We start from the raw sequence: 24,978 nt of genomic DNA, 5'->3' as shown, positions 1-24,978 counted from the left end.
TATTCTTTTAATATTTCTTTTAATCTCTTATTCATAAACTACGATTGGTACTCCTACACTAATATTATTATAAATGATTGCCGCCTTATCCTTCGGGGTGTTTACACAGCCATGAGAACCATTTGTGATATAGATCTGCCCGCCATACTGTGAACGCCAGCTTGCGTCATGGATTCCGACTCCTCCGGAAAACGGCATCCAGTATGTAACCGGTGATGCATATCCAGGTCCCTTCAAAACTGCCGGTGAACGCATGGCATCCAGTGCAAAGCATCCGGTCGGTGTGGAATGGCCCTTTCGGACACAGCCGGTAACTACCGGTGTATCTACCAGAAGCTGTCCGTCTTTATAGAATACCATTCTCTGGTTGGTCAGGTCAATCTCTACATATGTATTTCCGATATCATTGGTATCTCTGCAAAGTCCGCTGTAAGCATACGCCGGCTGTCTCACTTCTGTAGTTCCTGCAAGAATGGCATTATAAAGCCATTCAGTCTCTGCGGTCTGATCGATAGCCCATCCGTAATCACCGCCCTTGATGGTTTTCTGGCGGCCATCGTAGGTGGTAAATGTCCTCGTGCAGCCAAAGGTATCATATTTATATCCCAGGCTGTTCACATAAGCTGTAACCTGATCTTTGTTTACTATATAATCTCCGTTTGCGTCCCTGACCAGCCAGTCTTTGATGGTATTTCGGTCAAGCTGTTCCGACCGGTCCGAAAAATCATAGGTGATCACGCAGCTGATAAGCTTGTTCATCTGGTCACAATCTTTTTTCAGAGCTTCATCGTCTTTATATATCGATGGTTTTTTGTAGCAGTTTTTCTTTTCCAGACTAACTGTTTTGTCTCCTGCGGAAACAGCTGCACGGATCACCTTCTGAACCTTTTTTGTATCCAGGGTCGTTCCTTCTTTTTCCGGCTGGATCTCGTAGGTTTCGCCATTATCCTTAATGCATGCGTCTGCAGGCTTTTCCATATTGTCCTTCTGCATGCATTTCAGATTCTTCACAGCCTCTGTCAGCTTGTTCTGATCTTCATAAGCAGTATCCGTTGCCAGTGTATATTTTTTCTTCTGATTAAAAGCAAGGAACCATTTGTACCGGGCCTGTTTCTTGATCAGCTTTTTGGCTCCGCCATCCGGCTTGTAGACCAGGCCGGCTTCTTTTGCGGTAATGCTCTCTTTTCCGTTATTTCTTGTATCAACGGTAAGAACATATGCCTGCACTTCCTTTGCAAGAAGCTTTTCTGTTTCATCTGCAGTTTTATAGGAGCAGTTAAAACCATTCACCTGAGATCCCGGCAAAAAATGATCTGTAAAATAGTGTACACCATATCCATAAGCCCCTGCTGTAAGGATCAGCAGGATCATGATCAGTGCAATGACCAACTTTTTGCCCGTTTTCATTTTTTCTTTTTCCTCATCCATGAGCTCTCTCCAATAGTTATGACTGCCCGGTATTACGCATGCTGAAATACCGGGCAGTCTGATGTGATCGATTTATTTCTCCAGAAGTTTTTCCACACTTACAAGCTTCACACAGAGAACAAATACCTCTGCTGCCTTGCCAAGCTCCTCAACGCTTGGGTAGCTTGGTGCAATACGGATATTGCTGTCTTTCGGGTCCTTTCCATATGGATAGGTTGCGCCTGCTCCAGTCATAACAACGCCTGCTTCTTTTGCTTTGGCAACGATGGCTTTCGCACAGCCTTCCATAGAATCAAAGGAAATGAAATATCCGCCGTGAGGTTTGGTCCACTCACCGATTCCAAGTCCGTTAAGCTCTTTATCCAGTGTTGCGAGAACAAGCTCGAATTTCGGACGAAGGATGTCTGCGTGTTTCTTCATATGCTCATGCAGTCCGTTGATATCTTTGAAGAAACGAACGTGACGAAGCTGGTTCAGTTTGTCGTGTCCGATGGTCTGTACAGTCATGTATTTGCGGAAGTCATCCAGGTTCGCCTTGGATGCAGCAACTGCTGCGATACCGGAACCAGGGAAGCTTACCTTGGAGGTAGAAGTAAATTTATAAACAATGTCCGGATTTCCTGCTTTCGCACACTCATCAAGGATCTCAAGAAGGAAATCCTGATTGTCATCATAAAGATGATGGATGCTGTAAGCGTTATCCCAGTAAATACGGAAGTCCGGTGCAGCCGGCTTCAGATGCGCAAAACGCTTAACTGTTTCTTCGGAATAGGTGTAGCCCTGCGGATTGGAATATTTCGGAACACACCAGATTCCTTTTACTGCCGGATCTTCATTGACATATTTCTCAACCATGTCCATATCCGGGCCTTCCGGAGACATCGGAATGTTGATCATCTCAATGCCGAAAAATTCTGTGATACGGAAATGACGGTCGTATCCTGGTACAGGACAGAGGAATTTCACCTTGTCAAGCTTGCACCATGGTGTATTTCCCATTACTCCGTGGGAATAGGAACGTGCAATGGTATCGAACATTACGTTCAGGCTGGAGTTACCATAGATGATGATATTCTCTGGCTCTACCTCTGACATCTCACCGAGAAGTCTCTTGGCTTCCGGGATTCCGTCGATGACTCCATAGTTACGGCAGTCCACACCGGTCTCACATTTCAGATCTGCATCCCCTGCAAGTACTTCCATCATTTTCATGGAAAGATCAAGCTGATCCGGTGCAGGTTTACCACGGGACATATCCAGTGCCAGACCTTCGGCTTTGATCTCGTCGAACTCACGGTCGAGTTCTTTCTTTAAATCGAGTAGCTCTTCCCTGCTCATCTCACAATATTTTTTCATAAGTTTGCTTCTCCTCTTTTTGTGCACAGTTTCATATCTGCGGTTGCTGTGTTTCTTCTGTTAACGATTTCTGTCTGTCAGGAATTCTCTGCAAAATCTCTTCCGCAAAAAACAGCCACAGTTTCACGGAAACGGGAAACCTCTGCCCCGGCAGAAAATCTCTGCGTACATTTTAGTATGTAAAAGCGCTGTTGTCAAATCTTTCGTGGAAAATCCTGCACTTCTCTTGCACAGCATCCATTTTTCCTCTATACTGGAAAAAACATTATTATGGCGTTTTTATGGATTCATGTCCCGATCAGTCGGATCTGGTACAGTAATCTCCGGAAATGCTATATAAAAATGCTATATATATCTTATAAATTTACTATTATGAAAGAGGTATTGATCATCATGTGGATTGCAGATGGATGGAAAGAATATGAAGTTATTGATACATCAAAAGGAGAAAAGCTGGAGCGCTGGGGGGATTATCTTCTGGTTCGTCCGGACCCGCAGGTAATCTGGGATACTCCCCGCAAAAACCGTGGCTGGAAGCATATGAACGGACATTATCACAGAAGCAGCCGTGGCGGCGGTGAGTGGGAGTTCTTTGATCTGCCTCATCAGTGGGAGCTTCATTACAAGGACCTTACTTTTAATCTGAAGCCTTTCAGCTTCAAGCATACAGGACTTTTCCCGGAGCAGGCTGTGAACTGGGACTGGTTCGGTGAAAAGATCCGCAAGGCAGGGCGTCCCATCAAAGTGTTGAATCTTTTTGCGTATACAGGTGGTGCTACTCTGGCTGCTGCTGCTGCAGGTGCTTCTGTCACTCATGTGGATGCTTCCAAGGGTATGGTCAACTGGGCAAAGGAGAATGCGGCCGCTTCCGGTCTTTCCGGCGCGCCGATCCGCTGGCTGGTTGATGACTGTGTGAAATTTGTAGAGCGTGAGATCCGCCGGGGAAATCATTATGACGCGATCATTATGGATCCGCCTTCTTACGGCCGCGGACCGAAAGGTGAGATCTGGAAGATCGAGGATGCTATTCATCCGCTGATCAAACTTTGCACTAAGATCCTCAGTGATGATCCTCTGTTTTTCCTGGTAAATTCCTATACTACAGGTCTTGCACCGGCTGTTCTGACTTATATGCTTGCTACGGAGCTGAAGCCCTGGAAGGGTAATGTGGAGTCACAGGAGATCGGACTTCCTGTAACAGAAAGTGGTCTGGTTCTTCCTTGCGGAGCTTCCGGACGGTGGAGCTCCTCCCGGTAGGATAGGGATGTTGTGGCATCCTTATTAGCTGGCACTTTTTTCGCTGTTGCGAACTACTGTGAGTTGGGGTTTTTCCTTTCGAGGGGACACTTTGGCGTGGGCAGGTTTTTATCAGGTATCTTTTTGTATTTTCTGATTATTTGTATTGAAACGCTTTTTTGATAGGTCTATAATATAGAAAAAAGGAGTGTGATCTTTATGAGTACGGAAACTACGAAGGATACTCTTCCTTTTACCTGCACGCCGGCTTATGACCGGGATGCCTGTAAGGGATGTGTCTGTTCTACCTGCTATGAACAGGAATTTTGTGACCGGTGCAGCTCCTGTGTAGAGCAGGGACATCGGAAGGAACGATGCAATGCTTATGAGGGAGCCTACAATTACTAACAAAAAAAGGATCTGAAAAAGGCAGAACTATTTGTGAAATCTCGCCTTTTACAGATCCTTTTTATTAGTTTCTTTATCTGTCAGATAGAATCCCTGTCCAAAATCCTTGTATGGTCTGCACATTGCCAGATTTATATTATCAATCACTATATTGCTCCCATAATATAATCTTACAATGTACCCCCGTTATTTTTGCACAGAATTCCCAGATCCTCTAATATTGTTTCAAAATCCAGTGTATGCTCAACATCATAATTTTCTTAATCCAATAATTTTCCTGCCTCATAAGAACATCTAATATAGTCTGGATTACTGTAATATACACTGGAATTATAATCAGATATCTCATCGCTGATAAAAGAACTGTAAACCATTTTTATCGCTTCAACAATGTCCTGATATAAAGAAGCTACTTCTGATATCAATGTCTGATATACACGTCCTATTGCTGTTACAGTCGGTACTTCATATCTGCATTTTGAAATATTATCATAATTCCCATTCGGTATCCCATAATCTTCAATCCATTCATCAGCTACCTGTTCGAAGGAAAGACAATGATTAATGCCTGCAGCTTTCAGCTGATGTGCCAGAGCTTTATCAGACATTCGAACTACAACATCTTTACTTTTATTATGCGTTTTTCTGGAAACGTACTCAATCATTGTGCACACATAAAATAAATCATCTTTATTCCATTGTATCGTCATTGACAGATTCACTCCTTTCATATTCCAGACATTCCAAAGCACGAATACTATGAAAGCTTATCTGATGCGTAGGATGTTTGAACTTTGCATACTCCCAGAACACACTTCGACTGATATTATGATTCAAGAAATCATTTACAAAATTCCAGATTGTATCATCTGCCATTGGACCTTCTACAATATCAAATTCATGCACTTTTCCCATCCGGCATTCCGCTATAAAATCCAGCCATTCATCGCACATATTTTCAAATTTTTTTATGTTAAGTTTTTCATTTTCCACATAAGAGTATACATTAACAATTCCCTGACCATGTTTACGCCCTGCCCAGCGATAGGCCTGTTCATAACTTTTCGTGCAATAAAATCCCCATGAAAAATCTTTTGTATACTTGGTTTTTCTGATTTCCGGAAATTCAACAATCTGACCACTCCCATGATATAGTTCTACCTTACCATGCTCCATTTTGCACCCTCCATACTTTGCAGTTCATACATTATTATCCATCATTTGCTTTCATCTTAAGCCATATTTTTTTATTTCATTAAGCATTTTCAATAGTATTTTTTTCACCTTTTAAAATCATATCCTATAACACAGTATACCATAACCAGATAAACTACGTCACATATTTTTAACCGATCCAATTCCCAGTGAACAGGCCCACAAGCGGGCCGCCTTCCCGTCCACCCCCCAACAAATCGGCACAACGCTTCACATCCAACACAGTAGAATCCATCATCCCGCCAATACATAATCACATTCCACAACGCCGAACAGCGGCGTGGCCAGGAGGGGAAGAGCGCGAGAAGGGGAGACGGCCTTCGCAACTCCGAGTGCTTCCCCTTCTCGCAAATTACCGCCTTCCAAAAGGCCGAACCTTTATCCCCAAAATAAAAAATTATAAAAAAAAAGAGACCGTCAGACCAATAAAGTCCAACAGTCTCAAAAAAGAAAAAAACTCTTTTTATTCTTACACTTTTTTATTTATTCTTAACCTTCTCCAGCATCTCTTCAGCTCTCTCAATCTCACTCTTCTCATCCTTCGGAAGAACAATATTAAGAATAATCGCAAATACCGCTGCCGGAACAATACCGGAACCGCCGAAGATCAGGCTGATCGCCTGTGGCAGATGCACCAGGATCGCTGTATTGGAGCCAAGTCCATAACCAAGACCAAGTGCTACAGAAACGATCGTAACATTTCTCGGTCCGATCGGCCACTTGGTAATTAACTGGATACCGCTGACAACAATGGATGAGAACATCATAACAGCAGCACCGCCAAGAACGCTCTGCGGCATGATGGAGATCAGTGCAGCAAGCTTCGGGAACAGTCCGCATGCGATCAGGAAGATTCCTCCTGTAGCGATACAGAAACGGTTTACAACCTTATTCATTGCAACCAGGCCAACGTTCTGGCTGAAGGATGTGTTCGGAAGCACACCGAACAGTGCTGCGAAAGAAGATCCAAGTCCGTCACACATAACACCACCGGAAAGCTCTTTGTCTGTAGCCTCTCTTCCAAGACCACCCTCTGTGATTCCGGAAATATCACCAACTGTTTCAACTGCAGTTACAATAAACATGATCAGGATCGGCACGATCGCACGTGCGTCAAACACCCATTTTACAGGCATCAGTGCCGGTACCGCAAACCATTTTGCCTGAGCAACCTTGTCCCAGTTGAGAACCCAGGCCTTTGTAGCCTCCACAGTAGCACCTGTGTCATCTACATATGTAAATGTTGTAGGAAGTACCATAGCCATGATACTTACCAGAATGTATCCCACGATAATACCGATGAGGATTGAAGAAAAGCTTGTGAAGCCTTTTGTTCCATGCTTCAGTACAATGATCACGATCAGAACTACAAAGCCTACGAAAAGGTTTTCAAGAGAACCGTAATCCTTTGCGGAGCTTCCGCCACCGAAAGAGCTGATTCCCACACCGATCAGTGAAAGACCGATTGAAAGTACAACCGTACCTGTTACAACAGATGGGAAAAATTTTCTCAAGGGCTTCAGAAAGCTTCCCAGAACAGTCTCAAAAAGACCGCCGATAAAGCAGGCTGCCATGATCGAACCATAGGCAACGACACCATTTCCCATGACTCCGGCAACGCTCTGACATACGCCGATGAAGCCTGAACTTGTTCCCATAACGATAGGAAGCTTGCCACCGACCGGTCCGATCGTAAAGACCTGTACAAGTGTAACAATTCCTGCGATCAGCATTGCATTCTGAAGTAATGCAACCTGAAGATCCCCTCCTGCTTCGATCCCGCAGGCTGCCGTAATGATCAGAAGCGGGGTAAGGTTACCCACAAACATGGCAAGCACGTGCTGCAGTCCAAGGGGAATTGCCACCTTAAGAGGTGGGCGTCCGTCCAGCTCATAAGGGCTGGCTGTGTTTTTCTCCTGTTTTTCCATAATGAATCCATCCTTTCTTTCCCTATGTCCTGACGATAACATAAAAAAGAAGGCAGTTATACCCACTGCTGAATATAACCGCCCTGTTATCTGTCAGTACACGTATCGTGTCTCTTCTGTTTCGACACTCTTATCTGAACTGTTATTTCAGACTCCTGAAAAACGGGTTCATTATACAGTATCCCAACATCTATATCAAGTGTTAATTAACAAGTTGTTGATTTTTTTGCAGCTTTTTTCGCCTGGCTCTCACTCCAGAGCTCATCTGCCTGTTTCTTCCATACCTCTGCATAGTGATCACATTTTGCGCAGAGATGCTCCGCTGTCTCCGGAGACTGAAGATCTGTAGATTTCGCTCCTGCACGCTCAACCATCTTGCGGAGAAGCTCAGGATTTTCAAGCATCGGACATGGACGAAGCATATTTTTGTTGAACGGCTGACCCTTGTGATATTCCATAAAGATCGGGCTCTTCAGCGCCTCAAGGAGTGTACATTCTTTAATGTTCGCATTGGAGAAATGAATGAATACGCAAGGATCCACGTCTCCGTTTGCATTGATATGGAGGTAACGACGACCACCTGCGATACATCCGCCTACATACTCTGCATCGTTCTGGAAGTCCATAGTGAAGAGAGATTTTGTGGCACGGAATCTGCGGACACTGTCGTACATTTTGATTCTCTGCTCCGGTGTGGGAAGGAGATCTGCTGCTGCATCATTTCCAACCGGCATATAGTGGAAGAACCATGCAAAATAAGCTCCGCACTCGATCAGATGATCAAAATACTCCTCACTGCTTACTGCATCTACGTTTGCGGATGTGTAACATGTGGAAACACCGAACGGAAGTCCGTGGCTCTTCAGAAGCTCCATGGCATGCATAACCTTCTGGTATACGCCATCTCCACGACGTCCGTCTGTAGTTGCCTCTGTTCCCTCAAGGCTGATAGCCGGAACGAAGTTTTTCACACGGAGCATTTCCTGACAGAATTCTTCGTCAATAAGAGTTCCGTTTGTGAAGGAAAGGAACTCGCAGTCCGGATTCATCTCACAGATCTTAATGAGATCCTTTTTGCGGACCAGTGGCTCACCGCCTGTGTAGATGTACATATAGGTTCCCAGTTCTTTACCCTGTTTTACGATAGAATCGATGGTCTCAAAATCCAGGTTCAGCTTGTGTCCATACTCTGCTGCCCAGCATCCTGTGCAATGAAGGTTACATGCGCTGGTAGGATCAAGAAGAATTGCCCACGGTACATTGCAGTCATTCTCTTCTGATACCTTTTCCTGCGTTGCGCTTCCCTTAAGACTGGCATTTACAATAAAGTTGCGGAAAAATGTCTGGCGTACGCCTGCATCCAGCTGATACATACGAAGGATCAGCTGATACCAGTTGTCCTTTGCCTCGATGGAGTGACGGATCGCATTTCTCTGTCCTGCATACCAGCCATCCGGTGTTACTTTATCAACCATTTCCATGATCTTCGGTATGTTTGTCTCCGGATCCTTCTCAAGATAATCCAGTGCTTTTGTTACGGTAGCTGCGATCGCTGCCTGTTTTGCTTTGTCTACGATTCCCATACTCTATTTCCTCCTATGTTATTATCTAAAGTGATTGGTTATTTTTATGTTTATGTTTAAAGCCGACTCTTGATGATCTTGATCGTCAGGATCCCGACCCATAGATTGAGGATCCCTTCCAGTAAAATGGAAAATCCTACCAACACCATCATCATAGCTGCTGCTTCAAATGGTCTGATAAAAACCAGAACTCCGATCACTCCGGTGACCAGTGCGATCAGCAGGATCTGCCACCACAACGCCAGACCGAATCTCTTCGCATCTACAGACATCTGGATCTTAAACAGGGCATCTGCCAGGATCAGAATTCCGAACACGGAAAAAATAAGATCCACTGCGAAATTTTTTCTGGCTATCAGGATCACTCCCACTGCCATCAGCAGGATCCCGAAAGCCAGATCAAACTGAAATGCCAGACAGAAAGCATCTCTCGTGAAATATCCGCTGATCTTAATAGCTCCGTACAGAATCAGCATGATTCCCATGAGCACGCACAGCATTTTTACAGAGCTTTTGGGCCTTGCCATCAGAAAAATACCCAGCACACAGAACAGTAATGACATGACGATGTAGATGTTTTTTACAAGCTTCAGCTGTTTCAGGTCATCCATACGTTCCCTCCTTGATAATTTTTTCTCATTTATTGTACTGAATTATACATCCCTGTGTCGTTTAAAAAAACAGACAAAAAAGAGCCAGTGCCTAAATTTCAGACACCAGCTCAAAATTAACCGTTTCTATACCTTAATAATATTCGAGGACATTCCTGTTTTACACTAAATGGATATTTTTAATCTTCATTTAGTTGAAATCATAGCTTTTCTTTCAGATTTTTGTACTGACTCTCAAGGCTCTTCTCGTAAATATACTCCAGCTTATGCATATCTGACAGGATATCATAATCCATATCATGCCGCAGCCAGTCCAGGATCACTCCCACAAATACACATTTATAATACCGGCTTATAAGATGCATATCTTCCTGATCCATTTCAAAGTCTTCAACCGCCCTGCTGACCAGCTCCTCCACCACACGCTCTGCGGCATGGTCCAGATAATCGGCAAATACATCCCTCTGGATCGAACGGTACAGATGTATCATGGCTTTTTTGTTCTTCTGAACTGCATTGACAAGAATTTCCATACAGTCGCTGACTGATTCCGGTGCTTTCTGATCCTTCAGAATGTCATTCAGCTCTTCCCTTACCATTGCTTCCACTGCATCCGGAATATCCCTGAAATGGTAGTAAAATGTATTCCTGTTTACTCCACAGCGTTCCACGATGTCCTTTACCGTAATCTTGGACAATGGTTTTTCGTTCATAAGTTCCGTCAGTGTATGCAGTATGATCTGTCTTGTAAAACCTGGCATTTTCTCTCCCCCATCACAAGCTTTCCTCGGGTTATCCCCTTATTATGTCACAAAAATAACACTCTTTCAAGCGACAACATGTTAGAAAATGTCCATAAATCCCCAAAAATCTTCCTCCCGATAACTGTCCCATGACCTGACTGAACAAGGTTTTGTCAGATCTCTTCTTTCTGTTCCTGCACTTTTTTCTCTGGCTGAATATGAACGATCCCCTCCACAACGGTATGGTTTCTGACCTGATTTACCACAATATCCAGGTTTTTCCAGCTGCATCGGAATTGTTCTCCGTCCTCCGGTACACGTTCCAGGACTCCACAGACAAAGCCGCTGAAGGTATCATATTTTTCTACAGGAAGCTCCACATTTATGACCTCTGCCACATCATCCAGGATCGCTCCTCCCTGTATTTTCCAGATATGTTCTCCTGTCTTCTCAATATCATCCGGCTTCGGCAGATCCGTCCTGTCGTCAATATCTCCCACCAGTGTCTCCACAAGATCATGCAGAGTGACAATTCCCACAAAGCAGCCGTATTCATCCAGCACTACTGCAAAATAATCCCGTTTTTCCCTCATTTCCCGGAAGATCAGGTTGGCACGCATGGATTCCGGTACAAAAAACGGTGAATAACAGGCATGCTGCAGAACAGCTTCTCTGGATCTGTCATCCAGGCGGAAATAATCTCTGGTGTCCAGAATATGGATAATATCATCCTGATCTTCCCCGCATACCGGATAAAAGGTGTGACGGTTCTCTCTGATGATCCGTTCCCATTCCTCATCGGAGTCTTCCATATAGAGGACAACCACATCTCTTCTGTGTGTACAGATCTCATCTGCCGCAGTATCATCCAGGTCAAAAACATTCTGGATCATCTCGCTTTCTTCCTGCTGGATGCTGCCCTGTTCATTTCCCTCTGTAAGCAGCATACGGATCTCTTCCTCTGTGGCCTGCTCCTCTTTTTCTTCCGGTTTGATTCCCATCAGATACAGCACACCATTGGCAGTTACTGTCAGAAGTGCAGTAGCCGGCCAGACTGCGATCATCGCGATCTTAAGAAGTCCTGCCAGACGCAGAGACAGCTCATCCGGATTTTTCATTCCCAGACGTCTTGGCACCAGTTCTCCGAACAGAAGACTTACATAGGAAAGCAGTATGGTCACAATGATCATGCATACGATCTTCAGAACATTCTGTGGTACATCTATCCCTGACCTTATCAGTGCCTCTGTCATCGGCTGTGCAAAATATTCTGCCGCAAAAGCGCTCTGCAGAAATCCTGCCGTAGTTACCGTTACACGGATCGCTGTCATAAAATGTGCCGGCTGTTCTGTAAGCTTTATCAAAATCTGCGCCCGGTGATCTCCCTCTTCTGCCAGCTCCTTCATCTTCGCTTCATTCATGGACAGAACCGCCATTTCCGCACCTGCGAAAACAGAATTCAGAAAGATCAGGAACACCAGTAAAACAATTGCCTGTATCATATTTTTATTCCCCTCAGTATAGTCGTCCGGAATTATCCCGAACCAATTATAATACAGAAAGCGGACCGTTATCATCCGCTTTCCTGTTGCTTACTCTGATTATTATTACATAAGATAGCATAACCCTTCCGGTCTGTCAAACCATCAACCTCCAACCAGCAATATACTATGATATAAAAAGCAGCAGATACATACAACAGAACGGCCTTTCATCTTCCACTCTGCTGCATGCCTATGAACATCATCGCTGCACGACCTATGTTCACTCTGCTGCTTTCTTTTCCATATGATGTTTCGGAAATTCCATAATGATCTCGGTTCCCTGTCCCGGTTCACTGTTAAGCCACAGCCTGCCGTTCAGAGTTTTTACCCCGTGCTTCACAATGGAAAGGCCAAGACCGGTTCCGCCGATTTCCTTGGAATGGCTTTTGTCCACCCGATAAAAGCGTTCAAAAATGCGTTCCTGATCTTCCTTCGGAATACCGATCCCTGTATCCCGCACATTCACGCGAACTGCATCCTCGCCATCCTTCAGTCTCACAAAGACCTCTCCACCCCGGCGGTTATATTTGACAGCATTATCGCAGACATTATAGAGAACCTCTTCCATGATCGTCGGCACTGTATCCAGCACTGTACTTCCGCCTTCCATATACATATGCACTTCCTGCTTTTCGGCAGCTTCATGTAAGGTAGAAAAAATATCATGAGTCAGACTGTAAAGATCCAGTTTTTCCCACTGATACGGCAATCCGCCCTCATCCAGACGGGAGATCCGGATCACATCCCCAACCAGACGGATCAGTCTCTGCGCTTCCTTATAGATGCGTCCTGCAAAAACCTTCACATCCTCATCCTTCACAAATCCGTCCTGCATGATCTCAGCAAATCCGGAAATGGAAGTCAGCGGCGTTTTCAGTTCATGGGAAACATTGGCGGAAAATTCTCTTCGCAGCTGTTCCCTTTCTACTTTTTCGGTCACATCCACCAGAAGGATCACCGCACCCTCTGTCTTATTTTCTCTTGTGACAGGATTGGCGATCACCTGAATCTCACTGCCATCCAGACGAAGGATCTTGTTCTCATGCTTTCCTTCAAGGACCTGCCCAACGACACCTCGAAACTCCTCCGAGCGGTTCAGAAGATATACACTTTCTCCTGTTTTGACCTCCTTTACTTTAAGAAGCTTTCCCACACTGGAGTTGACAGAAAGTACCATGGTATAACGGTCGATCACAAGAAGTCCCTCCTGCATGTTCTCCGTGATAATAGAAAATTCTTTCTGCTGTCTTCTGGCTGCCTCAAGCTGCAGACGGATCTGCCGGCTCTGTCTGCCGATCTTGCTAAGAAGCGGCTGTACCTCATCATAGGCATCATTCTCATCCGGATGCTCCAGATCAAGCCCATTAAGAGGTTCCACAACCTTCCCGGAAAGCCTGGATGCAAATACGCCGGACAGGAGCAGCATAAGTATCAGAACTGCAGCAAAAGGCGGAAGCAGCTGCAGGAGCAGCATCCATACAGAAGCCTGGTTACTGGAAACTCTCAGCACATTGCCATTTTCAAGGCGTACTGCATAATACATTGTTTTTTCGGAAAGCGTGGATGACATTCTTTCATCCGCACCTTCTCCGTTGATCTCTGCTTCACGGATCTCCTTGCGATGTCCGTGATTATCCATGCTTTCCACATTTGCCTCATTGTCGTAGATAACTTTTCCACTTTCATCCACATAAGTAATCCTGGAATCCTCATCATTCAGCTTCTTCAGATAATCTGTCCCGGTACTTTCCACGCCTCTGGAAATATACACGGCTTCTTTCTTCAGCTCACCCATCAGCTGTCCCTGAAAATAGTGATAAAGGATTCCCACGACAAATGCCAGTCCCAGTGCTGTGATCAGTGATGAAACCAGCATGATATACTTAAATATTTTTTTACTCAAAGCTCAGCCCTTTCCTTTCTCCGAAATCTATATAGCATTTTACAAAAGCAATGTAAAAATAATTATCCGGAAAAAGTTAAATCCTTGTAAATTTTATCACATTATAAAAAGTGCTGTGATATCCTTTCAATACCACAGCACTTTTTTTTGCAATAATGCAACTCTTTGCAATCTGCTCTTACTTATTTCTATTCCTCAACAAAATAGTTATCTGTATGACTGGAACCGCTTCTGTGGTTTCCTGTGATGGAATATTCCACCCACTCTGCAATGTTCACAGCGTGATCACCGATACGCTCGAAATATTTTGCAGCCATAAGGATATCCAGACCGATGTTTGCATCCGGCTTTCCGTTATTCAGGACCTCGGCCAGCTTTTCCTTAATATCATTGAAGGCATCGTCCACCTTATCATCATCGTCAATAACCTTTCTGCAAAGCTCAAGATCACCCTTTACAAAGGCATCGATGCTTTCTGTAACCATCCGGACAGTATCCTCTGCCATCTTCCGGATATTAATGATATCTCCGGTAACTGCTTTGTCCTCGATATGCTTGGACAGATCCGCAATATCTGCTGCCTGATCACCGATGCGTTCCATATCGGAGATCATCTTCAGCGCTGCGGAAATGGATCGCAGATCTCCGGCTACCGGATGCTCATGAAGAAGAAGCTTCATGCAGAGATTTTCAATCTCTTTTTCCTGTGCATCGATCTCTTTTTCCGTCTCAAAGATCTTGCCAATGAGAGTCATCCCGCCTTCACCCTGAATAGCTTTGGCAGAAAGTGAAATTGCTTTTTCGCAGAGACTTCCCATGGTGATCAGTTCCACGTGAAGCTCTTCCAGCTGTCTTACAAAACGTTCTGACATAATATCAACCAAACCTTCCTGTAATATAATCCTCTGTACGCTTATCCGCCGGCATGGAGAACAGCTTGTCTGTATCCGCAAATTCCACAACCTCACCAAGAAGGAAAAATGCTGTCTTGTCGGAGATACGGGTCGCCTGCTGCATGTTATGTGTGACCATGACAATGGTGTAATCCTTTTTAAGCTCTACTGCCAGATCCTCGATCTTGGAAGTGGAGATTGGGTCCAGGGCAGATGTGGGCTCATCCATAAGAAGTACCTCCGGCTGTACTGCCAGGGCACGGGCAATACAGAGACGCTGCTGCTGTCCGCCTGACATTCCAAGAGCACTTTTTTTCAGGCGGTCCTTGACCTCATCCCAGATTGCCGCATCACGGAGAGATTTTTCCACGATCTCATCCAGCTTTGCCTTGGAACGGATACCGTGTGTTCTCGGACCGTATGCAATATTATCATAAATGCTCATCGGGAACGGATTGGGCTTCTGGAATACCATTCCCACACGTTTACGCAGAAGATTCACGTCCATATCTCCGTAAATATCTTCCCCGTCAAGCTCTACCTTTCCTGTGATGGAACAGCCTTCCACAAGGTCGTTCATACGGTTTAAGGATTTCAGAAGTGTGGATTTACCACAGCCGCTTGGTCCGATAAATGCTGTGATCTCTTTTTCCGGGATCTCCATATTGATTCCCTTCAGGGCATGAAAGTTTCCGTAATGGAGATTCATATTGTCAATTGAAATTTTTGTATTTTCACTCATGATCGATCATTATCCTTTCGCAATTTTTCTGGCTACCAGACCGGACAGTCCGTTGATAACAAGTACAAATGCCAGAATGACTACTGCTGTTGCAGATGCCTGGTTTACATGAAGTCCCTCACTGGAAAGCACATACATGTGAAGTGCCAGGGTACGTCCGGAACCCATCAGGCTGTTTGGAACTGCCGCAACAGTACCGGAGGTATAAAGAAGTGCTGCAGTCTCACCTACCACACGTCCGATGGCCAGGATCACACCTGCCAGGATTCCAGGAACTGCGGAGGGAAGTACAATCGTAAAAATAGTACGGAGCTTGCCTGCTCCAAGTCCGAAGCTTGCCTCACGGTAAGAATCCGGAACAGATTTCAGTGCTTCCTCAGCGGTACGCATGATCAGGGGAAGTACCATGATCACCATAGTCAGTGCACCGGAAAGAAGAGACATGCCCCAGTGCAGTGCAGTTACAAAGAACAGCATACCGAACAAACCATATACGATAGATGGAATACCGGAAAGTGTCTCTGCGGTAATACGGATCAGCTTTACAAAACGGCTGCCTTTTTTTGCATATTCCACAAGGAAGATCGCTGCAAAGATTCCTACCGGAGCGGCAATCGCCAGAGATACCAGTGTCATGATCAGGGTATTGATCAGTGACGGGAGAAGGGAAACGTTCTCTGAGGTATAGGTAAGGCTGAACAGACTTGCATTCAGATAGGGAATACCTTTTACAAGCACATAGCCGATCAGGAAGAACAGCAGTGCAAACGTGATCACTGCTCCCAGCAGTGTGAGAAATGCCAGGATTCCTGCACCAGGATGTCTTGCATAAGACTTCAGCTGGTCTCCTATGGTAAGTGTATTTCTTTTTTTCATGGTTGTTTCTGCCGCAGGATCTGCAGTTACTGATACGTTAGTTTGCATACTCCGCCCTCCTGTTCAGCAGTGAAAGACTTAAGTTGATGATCAGGATAAATACAAAGAGTACAACTCCTGTTGCGATCAGTGCTTCTCTGTGAAGTCCTGATGCATATCCCATCTCTGTTACGATGTTTGCAGTCATGGTACGGACACCCTGAAGAAGTCCCTTCGGCATACGTGGCTGGTTTCCGGCTACCATGATCACGGCCATGGTCTCACCGATGGCACGTCCGATCCCAAGGACAACGCCTGCCAGGATTCCTGACTTTGCTGCCGGAAGCATAACAAAGAAAATGCTTCTCTCTTTTGTTGCGCCAAGTGCAAGTGAGCCTTCATAATAGCTTTCCGGAACGCTTCGTACTGCCGATTCCGTAACTCCGATGATCGTCGGAAGGATCATGATTCCCAGAAGGATACATGCTGCCAGCATACTGCTTCCGGTTCCTCCGAACAGCTGGCGGATCAGCGGCACCAGGAGAACCAGACCAAAATAGCCATATACGATGGATGGAACGCCTGCCATAAGCTCAATACCGGATTTCAGTGGTTTATAGATTTTTTTCGGGCAATATCTTGCCATAAATACGGATGTAAAAAGTGCGATCGGAACTCCGATAAGGATTGCTCCTGCAGTTACATAAATACTTGCCACGATCATTGGCAGGATTCCGAATTTATCGTTTGTTGGTCTCCATTCTGTTCCGAAGAGGAATTTTAAGGGACCGATCTTTCCCATTGCAGGAAGGCCGTTTGCAAAAAGGAACACACAAATAAGAAATACTGCAAGAACCGATGCACAGGCCGCAATGAGAAAAACGACCTTCATGGCCTTTTCTCCTAAATGATTCATAAGACACCTTTCTCTCTGTCCCAGTGGATATCCACTGTGCTGATATATAACGGAGCGGCTTTCCTGACCTTGTCATGATCGCCGCTCTTTGTAAGATACTTCAATCGTTTTTTATCCGGGAATTTATTTGGTCACGTCTTCCCAGTCTGTGATATCACCTGTGAAGATGGATTTTACTTGGTCACTTGAAAGCTCCTCAAGGTCATTGTCGTTGTTTACGATGACTGCGATACCATCTTTTGCGATCTCTGTAGCTTTAACACCTTTCTCTGTTTCCTCGTCCTTCAGCTCACGGGATGCCATTCCGATATCACATACACCCTCTGTTGCGCTATTGATTCCTGTTGTGGAGTCGCTGACCTGAACCTCTACTGTGATGTTTTTGTTTGTTTTCTGATATGCCTCCGCAAGCTTCTCCATTACAGGTCCTACGGAAGAAGATCCCATAACTACGACTTTGCCTTTTGCATCTCCGGCTTTGTATGCCTCTGCTTTTTCATCTACTTTGATGTAGCCTTCTTTTTCGATGATGTCCTGTCCGTCAGAGCTCATGATGTAGTTGATGAAATCCTGTGCTGCATCACTGAGCTTGTCGCCTGTTACGATGTTGAACGGACGTGCTACTTTGTATGTATCATCTGCAACGTTCTCTGCTGTTGCCTCTGCTCCGTCGATCTTTACTGCTTTTACTGTATCGTTGAGGGAACCCAGAGATACGTATCCGATAGAGTTCTCATCGCCTGCTACTGTGGTAAGCATTACATCTGTGTTGTTTGTGATGCTTGCTTCCTGTGTTGTCATATCTACTTTCTCGCCGTCTTTTTCTTCTTCGATCCCAAACAGCTCTACGAATGCTCCACGTGTTCCGGATCCATCCTCACGGGAAATTACGTCAATTGCTCCGGATGGTGCTGCCATTACAACGGTTCCCATTACTGTAGTTCCGATAAGTGCTGCTGTTAAGATACCTGCGATTCTTTTTTTCATGATTTTTTTCTCCTCATTTCTATGATCATTTTTACTTGCTTACTGCTTAAATACAGGTGTTATTATAGGAATGGAAGGTAAAATATAAAATCGCGGTTTTGTAAAATGTTAGTAAAAAAATGTGATATAAAAAAAGCTGCTTGCGCAGCTTTTTTTATATGATATATTCGTCCGCCTTCACGGCTTGCCAGTTCATCAGGTCTTCCAGTGTTATATGATCTACCACACCTTTGATGGCGTCGTCCAGCTTTTTCCAGAGGATCTGGGTGACGCAGTTCTCCTCACGGTCACAGATGGCTCCGTTGTCGTCCAGACATTCCACAGGGGAAAGGCTTCCTTCTGTGAGGCGGAGGATCATTCCGATGGTGTATTTATCCGGGGTCTGCTGCAGTGCATAGCCACCCTGAGGGCCACGGACACTGCGGACAAAGCCTGCTTTGTTCAGAATGGAGATGATCTGCTCCAGATATTTATCGGAGATCTCCTGGCGCTTCGCCACATCCTTCAGGCGGATCGGTTTTCCTGTATAATTTGTAGCAAGATCCAACATCAGTCTCAGCGCATATCTTCCTCTTGTAGAAATCCTCATGTAATATTTACCTCCAATATTTCAGTATTCTTCTGATTTATAGCCTTTTGCTCTTTCTGTTATTGTGCAGCTGTTCAGCCGGAAATATTCCTCTGTATTCCATAACCGGCACCCTTCTCTGTGATGCACAGGCAGCTTCCTGTATCTTCTTTCATAGGAAGCAGAATCTGCTTTGCAGACTTTATTCTTTATATTGTTAATAGGTTTTGTTTGTTTTCTCTATTATACCTGAAAAAGCTACAAGATACAAGCAAGTCCCCACACACTGCTTATTGCTTTTCGCGGGACCTTACCAGTGAACAGTAACCACAGCCCCACAGAGGGCTTACTTAATTCGATGAAATCAAGAATAAAACCGGCGCTCCGGCAGCCTGCTTGGACAGGCATTCAGGAGCGCCGTAAATAATCCCGCAGAATCACGCTTCGGGGCAAAAGAAGCGGTCTTCGGATCGATTATTTTGTAAACAGTGGTGTGGAGTAGTAACGGTCTCCACTGTCCGGAAGAAGTGCTACGATCACTTTCCCCTTGTTCTCCGGGCGTTTTGCAAGCTGGATCGCAGCATAGAGAGCTGCACCGGAGGAAATTCCTGTAAGGATTCCCTCTTTCTTGGTAAGGAGTTTGGATGTTTCAAATGCATCCTCGTTCTCTACCGGAATGATCTCGTCATAAACCTTGGTGTCAAGTGTGTCCGGAACAAAACCTGCGCCGATACCCTGGATCTTATGCGGGCCTGCTTTTCCCTCAGAAAGTACAGGAGAAGTTGCAGGCTCAACAGCAACTACCTTCACATTCGGGTTCTGGCTCTTCAGGTACTCACCTGTACCGGTGATCGTTCCGCCTGTGCCGACACCTGCTACGAAGATATCTACCTTTCCGTCTGTGTCCTTCCAAATCTCAGGACCTGTTGTTGCTGCATGTGCCTTCGGGTTAGCCGGGTTCTCAAACTGTCCGGGGATGAAGCTTCCCGGAATCTCCTTGGCGAGCTCTTCTGCCTTGGCAATGGCACCCTTCATTCCCTTGGCTCCGTCTGTGAGAACTACCTCTGCACCATATGCCTTCAGGATGTTTCTTCTCTCAACACTCATGGTCTCCGGCATGGTGAGGATCGTCTTATAGCCCTTGGCAGCTGCGATGGCTGCAAGTCCGATTCCTGTGTTACCGGATGTTGGCTCGATAATAGTTGCGCCTGGTTTCAGGACACCTTTCTGCTCTGCGTCCTCGATCATTGCTTTACCGATTCTGTCCTTAACGCTTCCTGCCGGGTTAAAATACTCAAGCTTGGCAAGTACTGTAGCCTCAAGTCCCTCAGACTTCTCTACGTTCTTAACCTCTACAAGCGGTGTGTTTCCGATCAGTTCCAGTGCGCTTCCGTAAATTTTACCCATGATGATATCCTCCTTATTTCCTTTATGTCCATTTCCTTATTTCCTAGTAACTATATATGTTTTCTGTGATTTGATTGAATTATATCATAGTACAGGGATTTGTCAATACATTTCAGCCAAAAAACGCAGGAATTTTTCTCCGGAAAAACCCCTGCGCTTCATATAATTTCATTTATTCTTTTTTAGGATTTTTACAAGCAGATGCATAGTCAGACGGATATTCATATTCTTTATTTTTCAGATTCTGTTAATGTAATATCCCCATCGCTGCATTCCACATTTAAAGTCGGTGCTGAAGCACCGGCCTTGTTCTCATAAACAGAGGTGTCTTCCTCATTGTCGGTTTTTCCCCTGGAAAGCCCCTCCGTGTCCACATCTCCGTCTGCAGTTTTCAGATAAATATTGGTTTTCTCTGCACTGCCGTTCTTCATTTCTACAGAAACATCACCGCAGGAGCTATTGATCTTCATATCTCCGTTAAAGCTACTGTTGTCTATCTGAATATCTCCGTCGCTGAGAGCTATCTGCCCATCTGCAAGCTCTGCCTTTTTTATGGTCACATCTCCGTTTCCGGATTTCAGCTGCATGTTATCTGTACATTGAAGTTCTTTTACATTCAGATCCCCGTCGGAAAGCTTTGCATCAAACTTTTCGAACTCGCCCTTATCCAGCATCAGATCTCCATTGAGAAGTTCCAGGGTCATTTCTTTACACAAAAGCTGATCGGCAGTAAGATCTCCGTCGGAAAGCTGAAGCTCCGCTTCGGAAAGCTGTGCCTTCTCCGGAATGTAAAGAATAACCGTATTCAATGCATCTTTCGTTTCTGTCAGATCCGCATGTGTAGAGAATATCCCCAGATCATAGGTTATATAATAACTTCCACTGCCGCCTGCAGACTCCTCAAGCGTGAGCTCTCCATCCTTATCCTTCCAGGTCAGAGGATTTTTCCTCCCGTTTTTCTCAAGCTTATATTCCATATAATAATGGTCATCATCTGAGGTACGGATATCCAGATCAAAATCATCAAAATCCACATTCAGCTTCGTAAAATCATCAATCTGTTCTTTTTTCATTACTGTAAGATTTTTACGACTGGAAGAATTTCCTCCGGATACATACATATGATCTGAAGTATATGTGAAATCTTTTCCCCCTGCAAAATATCCTGCTGTGGAAAGAACAACTCCCGCTGCACAGAGTGCTGTACCTGTCATCAGCACTGTTTTTGCAATCTTATTCATTTTTATGCACCTTCTTTCTTACAAGTCTGTTAACCAGACGGCCGATTCCCATTGCACACCATTTACATATATATATGGTAAGTACTCCAACGAGGATTCCCGCACCTGCCATCAGAAATCCACTGCCGACCATCATGCAGGATGCTGCCAGAGATCTTGCGATCAATGTCATGCCGCAACCTGTGAGCACGATGCCTCCGGCAATTGCTGATACCCCGGTAACTGCCATGGAAAAAATCACTGCTGCGATGACAATCACCACTGCTGCCAGTACTGCAAGGCCTGCAAACAGCAGCGCAATGCTCACCGGCGATGCACAGATCACCAGAAATGCGAGAAGAATGATCTTTCCGGGGGAACGCTTCTTTCCTGCGGATGTACTGTACCCTGTTGTACTCAGGTTTCCTGAATCTGTCCGGCTATGTGCATGGGAGCTCTCTCCGTAATATGAACCTGCTGCCGGCAAAGCTGCTGTTTTTTCCTCGGTGATGTCTTTACTGTCACCAACACTCTCCTGTAAAAGGTTCAGAAGCAGTTCCCTTGCCGCCTCTTTAGGTTGTCCCAGTTCTTCCATAACCTGCTGTTCATTCTCAGGTCCAGCCTCATCGAAGTATTCCGAAAAATACTCAATGGCATTGTCATAATCTTCTTTTGGAAGCCGCTTCAGATATTTCTTCAGCTGCTCCATATACTCTTTTCTTGTCATTTTCGAAGTCTCCCTTCCACAATATCGTCTATAGTATCGCGGTATTCTCTCCACTCTTTCCTCAGATATTCCAGCTGATCACGCCCGGCTTCTGTGATGGAATAATACTTTCGCTTCCTGCCCTGGAACTCTTGGGAATACGTTGTAAGATAACCACCTGTCTCCAGCTTCCGCAGGATGGGATACAGGGTAGACTCCTTGATGGATGCAACCATCTTTACAGTCTGGCTGATCTCATATCCGTAGGAATCCTGCTGTTCCACAACAGAAAGGATCAGACATTCTGTCAGCACAGCTGATACCGGATAGTAATACATACGCTCACCTCTTTATGTAATTATTTTATATATAAAATTTTTATATATAATTATTTTACATATATAGTATCATATTTTCCCCTGTTGTCAAGCCCAATTTCACAATTGCTTTTTCCTATCTCCTTATTTATAATATTTACAAATGCAAACACCCACCAAGAAAGGACGTATTTTTATGGAAAAAAAGCCTCATCTGATGGCAATCGTCCTGTTTCTGACGGGTCTTATCTGTATTGGACTGCTTTTTGGACTCAGCTATAAAACCTACCGGAAGATCGATGCCGTTGACCAGAAAATGGCCTCCGTAATCAAACCGGTCCAGAAAAAGCAGAAATCCATGAAAGAGGATATCGAACTTTATACAGCCAAGATCGAAAAGAAACAGGCAGCCAACAAATACCTGCAGCAGCGGGCACAGACAGAAAAAGCTGTCAAAAACAACACCGGTGAACATGAACGGGCACCGGAAACCGAAAACAGTCAGAAAACGACCAAACCCTCTGTTTTCAATGAAGCCGGTGGTGAGGGATTCACCGATGGCGGTAATGATACCTCTTCTGCTTCCAACAACGGCCATATCGTCGGAATCGATCCCGGACATCAGGGCGAAAATGTTGATATGAGTGCCACAGAGCCGAACGGCCCCGGTTCCTCCACCATGAAGGCCAAGGCTTCCACCGGAACCAGAGGTTCCTTCAGCGGTCTCCCGGAGTATCAGCTGAACCTGGATGTTTCTCTTCTGCTTAAGGATATCCTGGAACAACGTGGATACCAGGTAGTAATGACAAGGACAGACAATGATACCGCTATCAGCAACAAGGAGCGTGCAGAGCTGGTCGCTTCCCAGGGTGCGGAGATCTGTGTCCGTATCCATGCAAACGGAGATGATTCTGCAGATGTCTCCGGTGCTCTAACCATGTGTCCGTCCCAGCAGAATCCTTATGTTTCCAGTCTCTATGACAGTTCCAACAAACTATCCAAATGCATTGTGGATTCCTACTGCGCAGCTACCGGCTTCCAGAACCGCGGGATCATCTACACAGATTCCATGACAGGTATTAACTGGAGCACGATCCCGGTGACGATTGTGGAAATGGGATTTATGACCAACCAGAGCGATGATCTGAAAATGGCGGATTCCTCCTTCCAGCAGACTATGGCAGAAGGGATCGCCAATGGAATCGATGCTTATTTCCAATAATAAAAAGGAGTTTGTTTATATATGAAAAAAAATACATTTCTATATATTGTGATCGCAGTGCTTGTCATCGCACTGGCAGGACTTGGGGCACTGAATGTCCGCTCCCTGGACAAGCTTGCATCTCTCCAGACAAAAGTTAACAAGCTGCAGAAAAGTGTGCAGGAGGTTTCTGATTCTGCCGCTGAGCTCAGCAGCAAAGCCGATCAGCTGGATGCTCTTTATCCTGATGATCCTACCGTTTCCAGCGCTGCTGCCGCAGCATCTTCAGCTGAGGTCCAGGGTCCTTCCGCACAGGAAGAATCCACAGATACATCTGCAGCCTCCGATTCTTCCGAAGCTTCTGGCAGCAAGGACAGTTCTTCTTCCACTCAGGAAGAAGGAACTCTTTCCCCATCCAGCGGAAGTACTTTCACAGACAATTCGGATTCCAGCATGGACAACCTTCTGAATCAGGTACAGTCTCTTCTTCCCACCGATAACGGAACCTGGTCCGTATATGTATGCAATCTTGCAAAAAATACCGAAGGTACCATCAACGATCAGCAGATGCAGGCTGCCAGCCTGATCAAGCTCTATATCATGGGTGCCGTATATGAAGATTATGACAGTCTTTCCTCCAAATACAGCAAGGATCAGCTGGACAATGCACTGAACTCCATGATCATAGTCAGCGACAATGATGCTGCCAATACACTTGTCAATTATCTTGGCGGCGGAGATGACGCAGCCGGAATGGCCCGTGTGAATAAATTCTGTCAGGATCACGGATACACCAGCACTTCCATGGGACGTCTTCTTCTTGCAGATAATTCCAATGGGGATAACTACACTTCCGCAAAGGATTGTGGAAAATTTCTGAAGACCATCTATCAGATCGACAAGGGTACTGCTACCGATAACAACGATACTCTGGCAGGAGCCGAATATATGTATCGTCTTCTGAAAATGCAGACCAGGAAAAACAAGATCCCGGCTCAGATGCCTTCCGAGGTAAAGGTTGCCAACAAAACCGGTGAACTGGATCACGTAGAAAACGATGTCGGCATCATCTATGACACTGCAAAGGGGATCGACCTGGTAGTCTGCTTTATGTCACAGGATCTTAACGATACCTCTGCTGCACAGAACACCATCGCACAGGACAGCCGTGCGATCTATGGATACTATAACGAATAACAAAAGAAAATATC

25 protein-coding genes and 1 pseudogene are annotated in these 24,978 nt (G+C 45.2%); 4 read left to right on the top strand and 22 right to left on the bottom strand.

Annotation, left to right across the window (positions count from 1 at the left end; all coding sequences use genetic code 11):
• Positions 1-27: 27 nt before the first annotated feature.
• Both BN3261_RS14995 and BN3261_RS14990 read right to left on the bottom strand, forming a co-directional pair.
• A complete protein-coding gene (locus tag BN3261_RS14995) occupies positions 28-1,428 on the bottom strand; it encodes a L,D-transpeptidase family protein (protein ID WP_059086676.1) in 1,401 nt (466 codons plus the stop codon).
• Between the two features lie 72 nt (positions 1,429-1,500).
• On the bottom strand, positions 1,501-2,784 hold the full coding sequence (locus BN3261_RS14990; RefSeq protein ID WP_021651427.1) for an aspartate aminotransferase type Ic: 1,284 nt from the start codon (positions 2,782-2,784) through the stop codon (positions 1,501-1,503).
• Positions 2,785-3,177: 393 nt separating this feature from the next.
• On the opposite strand from BN3261_RS14990, the gene BN3261_RS14985 reads away from it, so the two are divergent.
• Both BN3261_RS14985 and BN3261_RS14980 read left to right on the top strand, forming a co-directional pair.
• Entirely contained in the window at positions 3,178-4,041 is an 864-nt protein-coding gene (locus BN3261_RS14985) for a class I SAM-dependent methyltransferase (protein WP_059086675.1), read from the top strand.
• A 198-nt stretch (positions 4,042-4,239) separates the two neighbouring features.
• Entirely contained in the window at positions 4,240-4,428 is a 189-nt protein-coding gene (locus tag BN3261_RS14980) for a hypothetical protein (protein ID WP_015526276.1), read from the top strand.
• Positions 4,429-4,476: 48 nt separating this feature from the next.
• Here BN3261_RS14980 and BN3261_RS17505 read toward each other — a convergent pair whose 3' ends face one another.
• The 20 genes and pseudogenes from BN3261_RS17505 to BN3261_RS14890 all read right to left on the bottom strand — a co-directional run bounded on the left by BN3261_RS17505 (position 4,477) and on the right by BN3261_RS14890 (position 22,587).
• Positions 4,477-4,605: a DUF3990 domain-containing protein gene (locus BN3261_RS17505; RefSeq protein WP_110925834.1), complete on the bottom strand. Its 129-nt coding sequence runs from the start codon at positions 4,603-4,605 to the stop codon at positions 4,477-4,479.
• Positions 4,599-4,679 (bottom strand): annotated as a pseudogene (locus BN3261_RS18330) (hypothetical protein); the annotation flags it as partial. The gene BN3261_RS17505 and the pseudogene BN3261_RS18330, both read right to left, overlap by 7 nt.
• Before the next feature lie 9 nt (positions 4,680-4,688).
• Complete coding sequence (locus BN3261_RS14975; protein ID WP_059086674.1) at positions 4,689-5,138, bottom strand: hypothetical protein; 450 nt, start codon at positions 5,136-5,138, stop codon at positions 4,689-4,691.
• The gene (locus tag BN3261_RS14970; RefSeq protein WP_059086673.1) at positions 5,119-5,604 is read right to left on the bottom strand and encodes a DUF3990 domain-containing protein; all 486 of its coding nucleotides are present in this window, start codon (positions 5,602-5,604) and stop codon (positions 5,119-5,121) included. The genes BN3261_RS14975 and BN3261_RS14970 overlap by 20 nt, the downstream gene beginning before the upstream one ends.
• Positions 5,605-6,122: 518 nt before the next feature.
• Positions 6,123-7,571, bottom strand: coding sequence for a uracil-xanthine permease family protein (locus BN3261_RS14965; RefSeq protein ID WP_022426900.1), 1,449 nt, complete (start codon positions 7,569-7,571; stop codon positions 6,123-6,125).
• Between the two features lie 206 nt (positions 7,572-7,777).
• Positions 7,778-9,154, bottom strand: coding sequence for a radical SAM/SPASM domain-containing protein (locus BN3261_RS14960; protein WP_059086672.1), 1,377 nt, complete (start codon positions 9,152-9,154; stop codon positions 7,778-7,780).
• Between the two features lie 56 nt (positions 9,155-9,210).
• Positions 9,211-9,765, bottom strand: coding sequence for an HdeD family acid-resistance protein (locus BN3261_RS14955; RefSeq protein WP_015526279.1), 555 nt, complete (start codon positions 9,763-9,765; stop codon positions 9,211-9,213).
• Positions 9,766-9,965: 200 nt separating this feature from the next.
• Complete coding sequence (locus tag BN3261_RS14950; RefSeq protein WP_059086671.1) at positions 9,966-10,526, bottom strand: TetR/AcrR family transcriptional regulator C-terminal domain-containing protein; 561 nt, start codon at positions 10,524-10,526, stop codon at positions 9,966-9,968.
• 155 nt (positions 10,527-10,681) lie between these two features.
• On the bottom strand, positions 10,682-12,010 hold the full coding sequence (locus BN3261_RS14945; RefSeq protein WP_059086670.1) for a hemolysin family protein: 1,329 nt from the start codon (positions 12,008-12,010) through the stop codon (positions 10,682-10,684).
• Positions 12,011-12,272: 262 nt separating this feature from the next.
• Positions 12,273-13,955: a sensor histidine kinase gene (locus BN3261_RS14940; protein ID WP_059086669.1), complete on the bottom strand. Its 1,683-nt coding sequence runs from the start codon at positions 13,953-13,955 to the stop codon at positions 12,273-12,275.
• Between the two features lie 188 nt (positions 13,956-14,143).
• Positions 14,144-14,827: a phosphate signaling complex protein PhoU gene (gene phoU, locus BN3261_RS14935; RefSeq protein WP_059086668.1), complete on the bottom strand. Its 684-nt coding sequence runs from the start codon at positions 14,825-14,827 to the stop codon at positions 14,144-14,146.
• Between the two features lie 4 nt (positions 14,828-14,831).
• A complete protein-coding gene (gene pstB, locus BN3261_RS14930; RefSeq protein WP_021652472.1) occupies positions 14,832-15,590 on the bottom strand; it encodes a phosphate ABC transporter ATP-binding protein PstB in 759 nt (252 codons plus the stop codon).
• A gap of 9 nt (positions 15,591-15,599) precedes the next feature.
• Positions 15,600-16,514, bottom strand: coding sequence for a phosphate ABC transporter permease PstA (gene pstA, locus BN3261_RS14925; protein ID WP_110103591.1), 915 nt, complete (start codon positions 16,512-16,514; stop codon positions 15,600-15,602).
• Positions 16,504-17,361, bottom strand: coding sequence for a phosphate ABC transporter permease subunit PstC (pstC, locus tag BN3261_RS14920; RefSeq protein ID WP_021652474.1), 858 nt, complete (start codon positions 17,359-17,361; stop codon positions 16,504-16,506). Before pstC ends, pstA begins: the two co-directional genes overlap by 11 nt.
• A gap of 123 nt (positions 17,362-17,484) precedes the next feature.
• The gene (locus BN3261_RS14915) at positions 17,485-18,348 is read right to left on the bottom strand and encodes a substrate-binding domain-containing protein (protein WP_021652475.1); all 864 of its coding nucleotides are present in this window, start codon (positions 18,346-18,348) and stop codon (positions 17,485-17,487) included.
• A gap of 154 nt (positions 18,349-18,502) precedes the next feature.
• On the bottom strand, positions 18,503-18,937 hold the full coding sequence (locus tag BN3261_RS14910; RefSeq protein ID WP_015526289.1) for an RrF2 family transcriptional regulator: 435 nt from the start codon (positions 18,935-18,937) through the stop codon (positions 18,503-18,505).
• Between the two features lie 453 nt (positions 18,938-19,390).
• Positions 19,391-20,323: a cysteine synthase A gene (gene cysK / locus BN3261_RS14905; RefSeq protein WP_059086667.1), complete on the bottom strand. Its 933-nt coding sequence runs from the start codon at positions 20,321-20,323 to the stop codon at positions 19,391-19,393.
• Positions 20,324-20,553: 230 nt separating this feature from the next.
• On the bottom strand, positions 20,554-21,564 hold the full coding sequence (locus BN3261_RS14900; protein ID WP_059086666.1) for a DUF4097 family beta strand repeat-containing protein: 1,011 nt from the start codon (positions 21,562-21,564) through the stop codon (positions 20,554-20,556).
• Positions 21,557-22,270, bottom strand: a complete 714-nt coding sequence (locus BN3261_RS14895) for a DUF1700 domain-containing protein (protein WP_059086665.1) — start codon at positions 22,268-22,270, stop codon at positions 21,557-21,559. The genes BN3261_RS14900 and BN3261_RS14895 overlap by 8 nt, the downstream gene beginning before the upstream one ends.
• Positions 22,267-22,587, bottom strand: coding sequence for a PadR family transcriptional regulator (locus BN3261_RS14890; RefSeq protein ID WP_021652481.1), 321 nt, complete (start codon positions 22,585-22,587; stop codon positions 22,267-22,269). Before BN3261_RS14890 ends, BN3261_RS14895 begins: the two co-directional genes overlap by 4 nt.
• A 175-nt stretch (positions 22,588-22,762) precedes the next feature.
• On the opposite strand from BN3261_RS14890, the gene BN3261_RS14885 reads away from it, so the two are divergent.
• On the top strand, positions 22,763-23,788 hold the full coding sequence (locus BN3261_RS14885; RefSeq protein ID WP_235812392.1) for an N-acetylmuramoyl-L-alanine amidase family protein: 1,026 nt from the start codon (positions 22,763-22,765) through the stop codon (positions 23,786-23,788).
• A 21-nt stretch (positions 23,789-23,809) separates the two neighbouring features.
• Positions 23,810-24,964, top strand: coding sequence for a serine hydrolase (locus tag BN3261_RS14880; RefSeq protein ID WP_059086664.1), 1,155 nt, complete (start codon positions 23,810-23,812; stop codon positions 24,962-24,964).
• Positions 24,965-24,978 lie beyond the last annotated feature (14 nt).

Source organism: Blautia massiliensis (ex Durand et al. 2017) (genome assembly GCF_001487165.1).
GTDB lineage: Bacteria > Bacillota > Clostridia > Lachnospirales > Lachnospiraceae > Blautia_A > Blautia_A fusiformis.
Note: the sequence above shows the minus strand (reverse complement) of the source record. Positions and strands in the feature narration are given on the sequence as shown.

Excerpts from the sequence above, each read along its gene's own strand:
- BN3261_RS14995 (WP_059086676.1), bottom strand. The coding sequence starts at position 1,428 with ATGGATGAGGAAAAAGAAAAAATGAAAACGGGCAAAAAGTTGGTCATT.
- BN3261_RS14990 (WP_021651427.1), bottom strand. The coding sequence starts at position 2,784 with ATGAAAAAATATTGTGAGATGAGCAGGGAAGAGCTACTCGATTTAAAG.
- BN3261_RS14985 (WP_059086675.1), top strand. The coding sequence starts at position 3,178 with ATGTGGATTGCAGATGGATGGAAAGAATATGAAGTTATTGATACATCA.
- BN3261_RS14980 (WP_015526276.1), top strand. The coding sequence starts at position 4,240 with ATGAGTACGGAAACTACGAAGGATACTCTTCCTTTTACCTGCACGCCG.
- BN3261_RS14975 (WP_059086674.1), bottom strand. The coding sequence starts at position 5,138 with ATGACGATACAATGGAATAAAGATGATTTATTTTATGTGTGCACAATG.
- BN3261_RS14970 (WP_059086673.1), bottom strand. The coding sequence starts at position 5,604 with ATGGAGCATGGTAAGGTAGAACTATATCATGGGAGTGGTCAGATTGTT.
- BN3261_RS14965 (WP_022426900.1), bottom strand. The coding sequence starts at position 7,571 with ATGGAAAAACAGGAGAAAAACACAGCCAGCCCTTATGAGCTGGACGGA.
- BN3261_RS14960 (WP_059086672.1), bottom strand. The coding sequence starts at position 9,154 with ATGGGAATCGTAGACAAAGCAAAACAGGCAGCGATCGCAGCTACCGTA.
- BN3261_RS14955 (WP_015526279.1), bottom strand. The coding sequence starts at position 9,765 with ATGGATGACCTGAAACAGCTGAAGCTTGTAAAAAACATCTACATCGTC.
- BN3261_RS14950 (WP_059086671.1), bottom strand. The coding sequence starts at position 10,526 with ATGCCAGGTTTTACAAGACAGATCATACTGCATACACTGACGGAACTT.
- BN3261_RS14945 (WP_059086670.1), bottom strand. The coding sequence starts at position 12,010 with ATGATACAGGCAATTGTTTTACTGGTGTTCCTGATCTTTCTGAATTCT.
- phoU (WP_059086668.1), bottom strand. The coding sequence starts at position 14,827 with ATGTCAGAACGTTTTGTAAGACAGCTGGAAGAGCTTCACGTGGAACTG.
- pstB (WP_021652472.1), bottom strand. The coding sequence starts at position 15,590 with ATGAGTGAAAATACAAAAATTTCAATTGACAATATGAATCTCCATTAC.
- pstA (WP_110103591.1), bottom strand. The coding sequence starts at position 16,514 with ATGCAAACTAACGTATCAGTAACTGCAGATCCTGCGGCAGAAACAACC.
- pstC (WP_021652474.1), bottom strand. The coding sequence starts at position 17,361 with ATGAATCATTTAGGAGAAAAGGCCATGAAGGTCGTTTTTCTCATTGCG.
- BN3261_RS14915 (WP_021652475.1), bottom strand. The coding sequence starts at position 18,348 with ATGAAAAAAAGAATCGCAGGTATCTTAACAGCAGCACTTATCGGAACT.
- BN3261_RS14910 (WP_015526289.1), bottom strand. The coding sequence starts at position 18,937 with ATGAGGATTTCTACAAGAGGAAGATATGCGCTGAGACTGATGTTGGAT.
- cysK (WP_059086667.1), bottom strand. The coding sequence starts at position 20,323 with ATGGGTAAAATTTACGGAAGCGCACTGGAACTGATCGGAAACACACCG.
- BN3261_RS14900 (WP_059086666.1), bottom strand. The coding sequence starts at position 21,564 with ATGAATAAGATTGCAAAAACAGTGCTGATGACAGGTACAGCACTCTGT.
- BN3261_RS14895 (WP_059086665.1), bottom strand. The coding sequence starts at position 22,270 with ATGACAAGAAAAGAGTATATGGAGCAGCTGAAGAAATATCTGAAGCGG.
- BN3261_RS14890 (WP_021652481.1), bottom strand. The coding sequence starts at position 22,587 with ATGTATTACTATCCGGTATCAGCTGTGCTGACAGAATGTCTGATCCTT.
- BN3261_RS14885 (WP_235812392.1), top strand. The coding sequence starts at position 22,763 with ATGGAAAAAAAGCCTCATCTGATGGCAATCGTCCTGTTTCTGACGGGT.
- BN3261_RS14880 (WP_059086664.1), top strand. The coding sequence starts at position 23,810 with ATGAAAAAAAATACATTTCTATATATTGTGATCGCAGTGCTTGTCATC.